General features: G+C 61.6%; 12 protein-coding genes. All 12 read right to left on the bottom strand.

Features of this window, described 5'->3' with window-relative positions; translation table 11 throughout:
- Positions 1-15: 15 nt before the first annotated feature.
- Entirely contained in the window at positions 16-696 is a 681-nt protein-coding gene (locus tag C7441_RS14135; protein ID WP_019173252.1) for a cysteine hydrolase family protein, read from the bottom strand.
- Between the two features lie 46 nt (positions 697-742).
- Complete coding sequence (locus tag C7441_RS14130; protein ID WP_109613419.1) at positions 743-1,762, bottom strand: branched-chain amino acid ABC transporter permease; 1,020 nt, start codon at positions 1,760-1,762, stop codon at positions 743-745.
- Between the two features lie 14 nt (positions 1,763-1,776).
- Positions 1,777-2,667, bottom strand: a complete 891-nt coding sequence (locus C7441_RS14125) for a branched-chain amino acid ABC transporter permease (protein ID WP_109613418.1) — start codon at positions 2,665-2,667, stop codon at positions 1,777-1,779.
- 4 nt (positions 2,668-2,671) lie between these two features.
- The gene (locus C7441_RS14120) at positions 2,672-3,376 is read right to left on the bottom strand and encodes an ABC transporter ATP-binding protein (RefSeq protein WP_109613417.1); all 705 of its coding nucleotides are present in this window, start codon (positions 3,374-3,376) and stop codon (positions 2,672-2,674) included.
- The gene (locus C7441_RS14115) at positions 3,369-4,115 is read right to left on the bottom strand and encodes an ABC transporter ATP-binding protein (protein WP_109613416.1); all 747 of its coding nucleotides are present in this window, start codon (positions 4,113-4,115) and stop codon (positions 3,369-3,371) included. The genes C7441_RS14120 and C7441_RS14115 overlap by 8 nt, the downstream gene beginning before the upstream one ends.
- A gap of 119 nt (positions 4,116-4,234) precedes the next feature.
- Complete coding sequence (locus C7441_RS14110) at positions 4,235-5,362, bottom strand: ABC transporter substrate-binding protein (protein ID WP_109613415.1); 1,128 nt, start codon at positions 5,360-5,362, stop codon at positions 4,235-4,237.
- Positions 5,363-5,532: 170 nt separating this feature from the next.
- Positions 5,533-6,150, bottom strand: coding sequence for a helix-turn-helix domain-containing protein (locus tag C7441_RS14105; protein ID WP_109613414.1), 618 nt, complete (start codon positions 6,148-6,150; stop codon positions 5,533-5,535).
- A gap of 344 nt (positions 6,151-6,494) precedes the next feature.
- A complete protein-coding gene (locus C7441_RS14100; protein WP_109613413.1) occupies positions 6,495-6,815 on the bottom strand; it encodes a DUF1634 domain-containing protein in 321 nt (106 codons plus the stop codon).
- An 8-nt stretch (positions 6,816-6,823) separates the two neighbouring features.
- A complete protein-coding gene (locus tag C7441_RS14095) occupies positions 6,824-7,672 on the bottom strand; it encodes a sulfite exporter TauE/SafE family protein (RefSeq protein ID WP_244916160.1) in 849 nt (282 codons plus the stop codon).
- Between the two features lie 8 nt (positions 7,673-7,680).
- On the bottom strand, positions 7,681-8,418 hold the full coding sequence (locus C7441_RS14090; RefSeq protein WP_109613411.1) for a GntR family transcriptional regulator: 738 nt from the start codon (positions 8,416-8,418) through the stop codon (positions 7,681-7,683).
- A 185-nt stretch (positions 8,419-8,603) separates the two neighbouring features.
- Positions 8,604-10,589, bottom strand: coding sequence for an oxidoreductase (locus C7441_RS14085; RefSeq protein WP_109613410.1), 1,986 nt, complete (start codon positions 10,587-10,589; stop codon positions 8,604-8,606).
- Between the two features lie 39 nt (positions 10,590-10,628).
- Positions 10,629-11,879 (bottom strand): M20/M25/M40 family metallo-hydrolase, encoded by a 1,251-nt coding sequence (locus C7441_RS14080; RefSeq protein WP_109613409.1) that lies wholly within the window; start codon positions 11,877-11,879, stop codon positions 10,629-10,631.
- Between the last annotated feature and the right edge of the window lie 8 nt (positions 11,880-11,887).

Genomic DNA, 11,887 nt, shown 5'->3' with positions numbered 1-11,887 from the left:
CGAGCTTTGCGGACATCAGCCCTTTGTGGCTTCGAGGAAGCCCAGCGTCTCCTGCGAAGAGGCGACATGGCAGTAGATCATGTTGATGATCTCCAGTTCGTTATCGTGCAACTGTTTGGTGGCGGCCGCGCAGCAGTCTTCCACGACCACGACATTGAAGCTTTCGTCGGCAAGGCTGCGCACCGTGGACGAAACGCACTGGTCGGTGAAGATGCCGACGACGATCACATTCTTCACGCCCATGTTCTGCAGGATGAGGCGCATATTGGTGCCGGTCAGCGCACTGTCAGTCGTCTTGCAGAACACGATCTCGTCGCCCTGCGGCTCCAGTTCGGGAACGATCCTCGATTCCTCGCTGTCCTTGGGCAGCAGCAGGTAGTTCCAGCCCGGCTTCTTCTGGCTCAGCGAGCGATCGCGGCCATCGTTCTTCATGCAAGCGATGCGGGCAAACATCACCTCGACACCCTGTTCGCGGCTGGCGGCTACCAGCTTGGCGATGTTGGGGATGACGACGTCGTTCATACGCTCCCGGAACGGCTCCCAGCGATCGCGCTGAACCGGATCCTCCGAGGGCACGAGATAGGTGCTCTGCACATCGACCACCAGAAGCGCGGTCTCGGTCGGGTCGAGGACGATGTCTTCCGGCTCCGGGGCTCCCTGATAGTAGAACGAGCGATAGTTCGTCTTCCAGTTCATGACAGTCTCCAAATGAACGGGTGGGTGAAATCGGTGAGCCGCCGTGTCAACCGCGGCGTCGCCATTTCCGCCAGGTGGCGCCGAACTCCTCGGCCTCGATCAACCCGCCTGGCCGCAGCACCAGCACAGCGATCATGGCCAGCGCCAGCACGATCTCGGTCAGGCCGACGAGCTGCCAGGGAAACACGGACGAGCTGTTGAGCGCGTTTTCGGTGGCGCGCAGGGCCTCGAAGGCGAAGGTAACGACAAAGGTGCCCAGCACCGCGCCGGATACCGTGCCCGCGCCGCCGATGACCAGCATGCCGAGGATGACGAAGGTTTCCTTCAGGTAAAAAGCCGACGGTTGGTAGGAGGTGATGAAATGTGCCCACAGCCCGCCGGCAAAACCGGCAAACAGGGCGCTAAGCACGAAGCCTTTCCAGCGCAGGAGAGACAGGTTCGCCCCCATGGCGCCGGCAGCGATCTCGTCGTCGCGCACGGCCCGCAGCAAGAGGCCGGTCCGCGATTCCTTGAAATACAGCGCCACCAATGCGGCCAGGATCGCGCCCCCGGCCGCAAGATAGATCGTGGTAGCCTTCGGCACCCCGAACAGGGTGCGCGGACCGTTGGTCACTTCGCTCCAGTTGACCATGATGGTGTGCATGACCACCAGAAGCGCAAAGGAGGTAATGACGGCTGCGGCATCGGAAAGCCGCATCAGCGGATAGGCCACCAGCGCCGCGACCAGCATGGCCGCCACGGCACCCACCGCAATCGCGGCATAGGGGCTGAGCAGGATCGGTTTCAACACCGGATAAAGGTCGGGCAGCACCATACCGCGCATCTGCAGCGGGATGGTGAACAGTGACGATGTGTAGGCGCCAATACCCATGAAGGCGATATGGGCGAAGGACAGGATGCCCGAATTGCCCATGAACGCCTGAAGCCCGAGCACAAGGATCATGTTGATGAAGAGCAGGGTGGCAATGCGTTCGAATACCGGGAAGCCCAGGAAGCGCGCGGCCAGCATGACGGCCAGGACCGGAATGACGATCGCAACGAAGGTGATCAGCTTGCTGTTGTTCATTGTCTTGGTGCCTGTCAGGTGCGCTGGCCCGTTGCCGGCCCCTTGATCAGCCCGTCAGGACGCCACAGCAGAATCAGGATGACGAGCGAGAAGGTGAAAGCATCACGGAATTTGAGAAGCTCGGGCGGGAGCGAATAGTTGAAGGTTGTGACGATGAGCGCCAGCAGGAACCCGCCAACCACCGCGCCCTGCAGGCTGCGCATGCCGCCGATGACGGTGGCGATGAAGGCGACCAACAGCGGCTCGAGGCCGATACCCGGCACGACCGAGCCAATGCGGCCAAGCCAGAACAGCGAAACCACACCAGCCAGCAGGCCACTCAGCGCAAAGGCAGAGGTGATGACCAGATTGGCCGGAATGCCCAGCATCCGCGCCATGGTGAACTTGGTGGCGGCAGCGCGCATCGCCAAACCCAGAACGGTCTTCTTCATGATGAAGGAGAAGATCGCGAGCATTATCGCGGCTGCTACGATGGTGAGGATGTTACGCAACGGAATGGTCGCGCCCCCCAGCACCACGGTATCGGAGAAGATGTCCGGGAGCGGCACGGTGCGGGCGCGCGGCGAGATGAAGAGCAACGCCGCGTTCTGCAGCAAGGTCGAGAAAGCGAAGGAGGTAATGAGCACCGCCGTCACAGATTTGGAACGCACCGGGCGAAAGGCGGCGTATTCGGTGGCGATACCGGCCCCGATGGCCATCAGCACGGCGATTGCCGCCATCACCAGCCAGGGAAGCGGCGTGCCGCCGAGCAGGAACAGCGAATAGCCCGCGACCATGATGAGTTCGCCATACGCGAAGTTCACCAACTTGAGGATGCCGTAGACGATGACCAGCCCGAGCGCCATCAGCGCATAGAGGCTGCCGAGACTCAGCACGTCGATCAGGAACTGTACATAGACCGCCATGGCGTCACCCCAGATAGATCGATTTCAGGTCGGAACGCGCGGCGATGTCGTCCGAAGTGCCAGATGCCGCGACGCGGCCGAGCGACAGCACATAGGAGCGGTCGCTGATCTTGAGCGCCTTGGTGGCGTTCTGTTCCACCAGCAGAATCGTCACGCCGGATTGACGCAGTTCCACGATCATTTCGAAAATGCGGTCAACGATCACGGGCGCGAGACCGAGCGAGGGCTCGTCGAGAAGCAGCAGCCGGGGATCGGACATCATGGCGCGCGCGATGACGAGCTGTTGCTGCTGGCCACCGGACAGCGTTCCGGCCGGCTGGCGGGTGCGCTCGGCAAGCAGCGGGAAAAGATCGAACATTCGTTCGCGGCTGGCCGCAACACCGCGCGTATCCCTGCGGCGGCAGAAAGCACCGAGCTGAAGGTTTTCCTCGACAGTCAGATCGGGGAAAACGTCGCGTGTTTCAGGCACCATTGCCACACCCCGGCGCACGAGCTGTTCTGGCGACAGCCCGGAAATATCCTGCCCATCGAGCCGGATCGTACCCCGCGCCGGTTTCAGGACACCGGCGATGGATTTCAGCGTGGACGACTTGCCGGCGCCATTCGCGCCCAGCAGCGTGACCAGTTCCCCCTGCTCCATCCGCAGGCTGACGTCGCGTACCGCCTTGACGGCGCCGTAGCGCAGTTCGATCCCTTCGATCTCAAGCATGGTCTTCAGATTCCACAGCGTCGGCGCCCAGATAGGCCTCGATCACCGCCGGCAGGCGGCGCACTTCGTCCACACCGCCCTCTCCGATGGTCTTTCCCTGAGCAATGGCCTGCAGGCGATGGCACAGACGCATGATGAGCGGCATGTCGTGGTCGATGATGATGATGCCGAGGTCGCGCTCCTGCGGCAGGCGGGCGAGAACCTGCATGAGTGTTGCCGACTCGTCCTCGTTCATGCCGGCGGCGGGTTCGTCAAGCAGCAGATATTTCGGCTCTGCCGCCAGCGCCCGGGCGATCTCGACGCGGCGCTCGTCGCCGTAGTTGAGCGAACTGGCGAGCTCGGCACGATAAGCCCCGAGCGAGAACTCCTCCAGCAGACGGTCGACGATCCTGCCGGCCGCGCGACGCGAACTGCCTTTGGCGATTGCAGCGACCTCGATATTCTCCTCCACCGTAAGATTGGAGAAGAGGCGCACGGTCTGGAACGACCTCAGGATGCCGCGCAACGCCCTTTCGCGCGGCAGCAATGCGCTGATGTCCTCGCCGTCGCAAGTGACTGTGCCGGAGACCGGCTTCACCTGTCCGGTGAGCACATTGATGAGTGTCGTCTTACCCGAACCGTTCGGTCCGATAAGGCCGAGAATCTCGCGCCGGTTGAGCGTGAGGCTGACATTGTCGAGCGCCCGCAGGCCGACGAATTCCACCGTGACGGAATTCGCCTTCAGGCTTTGATTGACCATATTTATTGCAACCGGATTGTTTGGTTGACCCGGACATGAAGGCTCCGGGCCGTTAGAAGCCGGTGCTGGCGGCCTGATGGAACTGAAACGTCCCGCCCTGCCGCCAGCTGTCCGGCATGTCAGGGAGCCGGCTGGCTCTCGGCGCGACGCCATCCGAGGAAAGACGGCTTGCCACCACTGATGCCGATGAGCGCTGCGGACTTGTTCGGTTGATGACCAAGCTCGGCATTGGAATAGGAGAGCTTGCCCGTGAGCAGGTCGAACTCGTTCTCCTCAAGCGCCTTGGCCACGGCCGCGCCATCGGTGGAACCGGCGATCTTGACCGCCTGCGCCATCAGCATGACCGTATCCCAGCCGGTGGCAACAAAGGAGGTGTCGGGCTCGGAACCATGCTGCGCCTTATAGAGCTCGATGAACTTACCCATGTCGGGATGCGCCTCAGCGCCCATCCAGGTATGGCCGACGAAATAGATTTCGTTGCCGAAGCGCTCGCCCAGAGCTTCGAACAGGCTCGGGTCGTCATAGGAATCGCCACCCATGATCGGCGTCGTGATCCCAACCTCACGGATGGCGCGGATGATGGTGCCGAGGTCCGGCATATAGGATGAGATGAAGATTACGTCCGGCTTTTCGGGCAGCGCCTGCAGACGGGCAAGTTGCGCTGAAAAGTCCTGCGCGCCCTGCGTGTAGGCGTCTTCAAGCACGACCTCACCGCCCAGATCCTTGAAATGCTGGGTGAAATACTTGCTCAGGCTCTTGGTGTAGGCGATGAACTGGTCGGTCACAACATAGGCAGACTTCCAGCCGCGCTCCTTGAAAGCGTACTCGGCTGCGGTGGCGCCCATCGCCGTGTTCCACATCGATAGCGTGAACTGCTTGTCGCCCAGCGACCAGGAGCTATAGAGTGGATCGGAGGCGCACGTCGAGATGCCGACGATATTGGCGTTCTGCGCCTCCCGGCTGGCGGGGCCACCGAAATCGAAATCGCAAGGCGCAATGACCAGTTCAGCCCCCTGGTCGATCACATTGATGGCGTTGTTGCCGACCGTCACGGGGTCGCTCTTGCCGTCGATGTTAATCAGCTTGATCTTCTTGCCAAGCAGGCCGCCCTGATCGTTCAAGGCCTTGACCGCAACTTCCGCGCCCTTGAGACCGGCCTCATCAAGCGGCGCCTGAACGCCGGTCAGGCTGAGCGCGCCGCCGATGATGATCTCGTCCTCCGCCATCGCGCTGCCCGTCAGACCCATGCCAAACGCTGCAGCCAGTACCAGGCGTGAAACTCCCCCGCGAAAAACCACGTCCACTTCCTCCGCTGATCCAAATGAGTTCCGGGACGTCCCGCTCAAGCCGGCTCCCTGGGGTGACGCTAGGTAGAGGCGGCAAAATTGTCAATAACGAAAATTTTCTTATGTGAAAATCAAGTGGGAGCACCATGAGGAGGTCGCGTCGACACGAAGATGATTTCGGCCGGACCCGTGCTCGTGCAGACATAGGCATGGGGAATGCCCGAATCGAAACAGGCGCTGTCGCCCTGCTCCAGAACCAGCGGTTCATCTCCGTCGAGATGCAAGCGTATAGAGCCGGAGAGTACCGTGACCACTTCCTCCCCCTCGTGATTGCTCCAATCGATACGGTCCGGCACTTCCTTGGTATGGACTACCATGATGCTGGAATTCAGCCGCCCATGAACGCGGGTAGCCTGCGGATAGTAGTCGTAAAGCGAAGTGCGGTGCGGCTCGATTTCACCACGCCGCCGCAATACGATCTTCTCGTCCTGATCGACGTCCGGTTCCAATATGTCTGTCACCAGAAGGCCGAGTCCTCTTGCGATCTTGTAGATCGTCTGGAACCCACCGGAGACTTTACCGGTCTCGATCTTGGAAATGGTGGCGAAGGACACGCCACATTTTTCGGAAAGTTCGACGAGCGTCAGCTTCAGTTCCAGTCGCCGCTGCCGCAGATGCCGCCCCACATTGGCCATGGTCTTTGGCGGCAGGGCGTCATCCTGCGCATGCTTGGTTCTCTTCACCGCCATCAGTTGCAGCGCCCTGCCCTGTTCCTGCTCTATCCTGCCGCTTTGCCAGGATCTCCCATTCCCGACCGAAAGTGACCACAGTGACCTGCCACTTCGTCTCTTACCACCACCATATTCGCGATTTTCATCTTTGAAAATGCCCGGGCGGGAGATGCACCAATCGCGACGGCGGATTCATAAGTTGGGGAGTTACTATTCGTCATGCATCGTAATGGCGGGAAAAGCTGCTCGCAGGCAAAGGCGCCGTTGCAGGTCGCGACCGCGCCGACGAGATGCGGGATTTCACGTCGAAGGCGGGATACCAGCCACGGCCACCGATGAGGCAGCCGAGTGGCTGGAAGGCCTCAAGAGTGCATTCCGATCCAGACGCCGAACCCGAGGATCGCAAGCACGCATGCCGAGATCAGAGCATAGGCAAGATCGCGGCGGCACAGGAAGATACCAAACAACACCAGCACGCGCGCGACCGGCAGCATGATCAGCACTGCCACGCCTGTTTTCATCAAGCCATAGCCGAGTGTGCCGACGTCGGCAGTTCCAGAAATCCGAGAGGCCGCTCCCGACAACATCCCGATCGCTATCAGCGTCGAGGCGGCCCATGTTCCGTAGCGGAGGAGCGCAGCAAGTACCCGGCCCAGTCGTTCGTTTTCGACGCTTTCCGACATTCATTTCCTCACATAATCCGAATGCCGAATGCAGCCAGCATCATCACAATCGCCAGCAGCATCAGTACGACCACGAAGAAAAGACGCAGCCTGTCAGCCGGAATACCCATCAAGAGCCGTGCGCCAAGCACGGCGCCCAGCACTGATCCGAGCGCCACAGGTCCGGCCATGTCGATGTCGATGTTCCCACGCATGAAATAGGCCCCGGCACTTGCCGTTGCCGTCACGCCGATCATGAAGTTCGAAGTCGCCGTTGAAACCTTGATGGGGAGACGAAGGGCGCTATCCATCGCCGGGATTTTCAGGACACCCGACCCGACACCGAGCAGCGCCGAAACTACGCCCGCGCCGTACATCAGGGCAAGACCGAGTGGGACACGGCTGACGTGATAGTGCACATCATGGCCGGCGGCACACTCAGGAAAGCTTGAATGGAGGCGCAACAACGTGCCCCAACTGCGGGCCGCCGGGGCAAGACTGCCCGCTTCGCGACGACGCGCCAGCATCTGCAGGGCGGACAGTACGAGGATCAACGCGAACAGCCCATAGAGAAATTCAGTCGGGATGATGCCGATAAGAAGTACTCCGGTCAGGGCGCCGAGCGTCGTCGCGACCTCCAGCACGACGGCAAGGCGAATATTGGTCAGGCGTGCCTTCAGGAAGGGAGCCGCGCTGCCGCAGGAACAGGCGATCACCGATACGATGCTCGCGCCGATGGCCAGATGGATATCGATCCCGAAGAACAGCATCAGGATCGGTACGATGAAAATGCCGCTCGCCATGCCGAGCACGCCCCCAAGGGCGCTGGCCCCGAACGAGACGACGAACAGCCAGAAGATCGTTTCCGCCGACAAGATGCTTCCGATCAGACGGGTGAGCGCCGCGACAGACGCGTCGAGAAGCGGATCAGGTCGCCTCGATAGAAGAGCTTTTCATAATCGACCGGCCGGTTCAGCTCCACGTAACATGTACGCTCGATGAGAAAGATGGCGCTGCCAACATCGACATTGAGCGCGGCCGCGACATGGGCACTCGCCGTAACTGCCTCGAGTTGGTAACGCGCCTCGACAAGCGGCAGACCGTATTTGCCTTCGAGCAGATCGAAAATCGGCTCGGCCTCCAGATCGTTCGCGACAATTTTATCACCGATATCGAGCGGGAGATAAGTTTCATCGAACGACATCGGCACACCATCGCCCAGCCGAACCCGCTCGATCCGCCACACCTGCGCGCCCTGTGGCAGTTCCAGATTGGCGGCTACATCCTTCGATGCAGCGACAATCTCCTTGAAGAGCAGACGCGCGGTCGGATGGCGACCAATCAGCACCATATCCTCGGCAAAGCCGCGCAATTCGGTCAGTTCCTGGGTGATCTTCGGCTCGGAAACGAAGGTGCCTTTGCCGCGCCGTATTTCGACCAGACCGCGAGCGATGAGATTCTCGATTGCCTTGCGCACCGTCGTGCGGCTGACGCCGAACCGCTCCGTCAGGCGGTCCTCCGGCGGCAGCTGCGCGCCGCAGGCAAGTTCGCCCGCGGCAATTTCGGCAGCCAGGATGGCCTCGACCTGAGCGTATCGCGGAAATTCTTCTGACTTGAACGACATAGTGACATCATGACGTCACCATGTCGTTGTGTCAATGTAATGAGGGCAGGAACGTAACGGACGCATCGCGCCCGTTCGATTTGCGCTGTACCCTCCAATAGTTTCCCGTTGTGAGGCACACCCGTCCATAACAGACGCGCAGGCGCAAACATCGCAGGCATCGCCTGAGTGGTGGTCGGGCAGGCCTATCCCTTTTGGTCAAGCGCATCAAGAAAGCCGCGAACCTCTACAAGCCCGTCATATATCGCTTCTTCGGCGCTGCGGGCGATGGTGCAGTCGCCGATGGTGATGAAGGGCAGGCCGCAACCGCCGAGCTCTTGTTCCAAAGCCGCGTCCGGGGCACGGCCGGAACAGAGGATCAGACTGTCGACGCCTTCCATTATGGTCGGCTGCCCGCTGGCGCCATGAAGGAAATAGGCGTTGTCGTCATCAATCCCGAAAAGGCGCGCATAAGGGATGACCTCGATCCCGGCTTCATGCAGACGGCCAGCCCAGTGATCGCGGACATATTGCTGCAGATTCTGTCCGGCTGCGATGCCGTTGACCGCAAGGCGTACATGATGGCCCGCCCGCTGTAAAAGCACGGCGATGCCGATGCCGATCCAGTCGCAGCGCCAATCGGCGACGACCACGCGCGCGCCGGGTCTGGCGCGGCCCGCCAACAGGTCGCAGGCCTCGATCACATTGCCGCTGTCGCGGCCCTCGACCGGGGTTTCGACGGGCTTGGAGCCAGTAGCAAGGATCAGGGCATCGGGGGCAATCCTGGCCGCCAGTTCCGCCGAAACCCGCGTATTCAGCCGTAGATCGACGTCATGACCGGCCAGTTCCGCCAGAAGATTCGTCACAAGGCCACCGAATTCGGCTCTTTCTGGCAACAGTTGCGCCAAAAGCGCCTGCCCTCCAGCCTGCGGCCCGGCCTCGGCCAGAATGACCTTGTGGCCCATCTGAGCGGCGGTGATCGCCGCCTTCATCCCCGCGGGGCCTGCGCCTGCGATCAGGATTTTCCGCTTTTGGCTGCTTTGGGGAATCCCGGCCAGCCTGACCTCGCGCCCGGTGATCGGGTTCTGGATGCAGGAGATCGACTGACCGGCGTGAAAATGGCCGATACAGGCCTGGTTGCAACCGATACAGGCGCGGATATCGTCGGACCGTCCGCTGTGCGCCTTGTTGGGCATCTCGGGATCGGTGATCAGCGCCCGGGTCATCGCGCACATGTCTGCCTGACCTGCGGCCAAGACCTCTTCGGCGATCTGTGGCTGGTTGATCCGGCCCGCGACGAAGACCGGAACGGTCACGACCGCGCGGATGCGTCTGGAATGCTCGGCGACATAGGCCGGGGCGATTTCCATCGGCGGCACCACGTGGACCGAGGCTCCAAGTGCGGCCATCGTTCCCACGGTAGTGTTGACGTAATCGACGAGCCCTGCCGCGCTGAGATCGCGACAAGCCTCAAGCACCGTGGCCTGATCCAGCCCGCCTTCGTCGAGTTCGTCGGCGGAAATCCTGAGCCCGATCATCGGCCCCGCGCCGATCGCCGAGCGGGCGGCTATGAGGCTTTCGCGCAACGCCCGCATCCGGTTTTCCAGAGATCCGCCATAGCAATCCTTGCGCAGATTGCTTGCCGGATTGAGGAATTGCGCAAAGAGCAGCCCGTGGCTCGCCATCAATTCGACGCCGTCATAGCCCGCCTCGATATAGCGACGCGCGCCTTCGGCCAGAGCAGCGACGATTTCGGTCACCATCTCGGTGGGCATTTCGCGCGGCACGGTATGGAAGCGGTTCTCGGGCACCGAAGACGGGGCGAACACCACGCCACGCATGCCGTTTTGCATCCTGCGGCTGACGCGCCCGGCATGGGACAATTGTCCGATGATGCGAGCGCCATGCTCGTGCACGGCACTGGCAAGGCGCGCGTAATGCCCGATCGCGTCGTCGCTGACGATCACGAGATCGGGGCTTTGCGTCATCGAGGAGGAGTGGAAGCGCGCGGCCTCGGTGACGATCAACCCCACGCCGCCGCGCGCGCGTGCCGCATGATAGGCGATGAAATCCTCGCCCGGCAGGCCAGCTTGCGCCAGATAGGTCTGATGCCCGGTCGACAGGATCCGGTTGCGGATTTCATGCCCGCGGATGGTCAGCGGCGAAAACAATCTGGGATAGCTTGCGGACATCGCGGCTGCCTTTGCGGTTGGCTGTCGACGAATGGATGGTCAGCCTCGTGAGAGATAGTCATGGGCCGAAAGCACATGCGTGCGCACGACATGGAGGAATTCCTCGATGTCGACATGCTCGTCATGCGAGCCCATACCATATGGATAGGGGCCGTAGACATAGGCGGGCACATCGGCATAGCGCCACAGCCGCGCATCCGTGCCGCCGATGCTGACGATGGGAACGGGGCGTGGCCGGCCGAAGGCCTCGACATTCTTCTGGATGATGCCGACCATTTCGTGATCGGGGGCGCACCACGAAGGTTCTGCCCCGCCGATTTCGCGCCATTCGGCCTGCGGATAACGCGCAACGATTTCGGCCACTTTCGGCAACAGATCTTCCTTGCTCATGCCCACCGGCAGGCGCAGATCGGCGGTGAAGCGGCAATGCGAGGGGATCATGTTCACCTTCTCGCCGCCTTGGATCATGCCGATATTGAGCGTGACCTGCGAGACGAGATCTCCTGCGCCCTCGCCCATCATCCGGTCCATCGTCGCGCGTCCGGCGTCGATATAGCTTTGCACATTGCCCGAAACCTCGCCGGTCAGCGTGGTCAGCGTCTCAAGATCGCCGGCGATGGCCATGGCGATCTTGGTGGCGCTTTCGGTGGCGTGGACATAGGCGCCATGCGCGCCGGCTGTTCGCACCTCGAATTCCAGCCACAGTGGACCGCGTTCGCCAAAGCGGATCGATTCCGGTCCGCTCGGCTCGCCGTTGAGCATGCAATCACCCAAAACCTCTGGATGGTGCTCGACCAGATAGCGCGCGCCCCATGGCCCGAAGGTTTCTTCGTCGGAGACGCAGGTCAGCGTGAGCTTGCCGAACAGCGCCTCTTGCAGCTTGCTCAGTGCCACATAGGTTACGATCGAGGCGATCGTTCCGGGTTTCATGTCAGACGCGCCGCGGCCATAGATTTTGCCTGCACGCGCCTCGGGCTGCCACGGATCCGAGCTCCAGCCGTGATGATCTTCCGGCACCGGAAAGACATCGATATGGCCGTTGAGCACAAGATGGCGGCCCGGATTGGCGGCATCGAAAGCGGCGACGACATTGGGCATCTCGGGATGGGGCGAGATGATGCGGTGGGAAAGTCCGTGGCGGTCGAGGTAATCGGTGATGACCTTCGCGGCGTCGCGGGTATCGCCGGGCGGATTGGGGCTGCGTGCACGCAGAAGATCCATCAACAGGGTGACAATGTTTTCGCGCTCTGCATCGAGCCATGTGAGCAACCGGTCGCGGGTCGTGGTCATCGTCGTTT

This window comes from Pseudaminobacter salicylatoxidans (assembly GCF_003148475.1).
In the GTDB taxonomy this organism is placed as follows: domain Bacteria; phylum Pseudomonadota; class Alphaproteobacteria; order Rhizobiales; family Rhizobiaceae; genus Pseudaminobacter; species Pseudaminobacter salicylatoxidans.
Note: the sequence above shows the minus strand (reverse complement) of the source record. Positions and strands in the feature narration are given on the sequence as shown.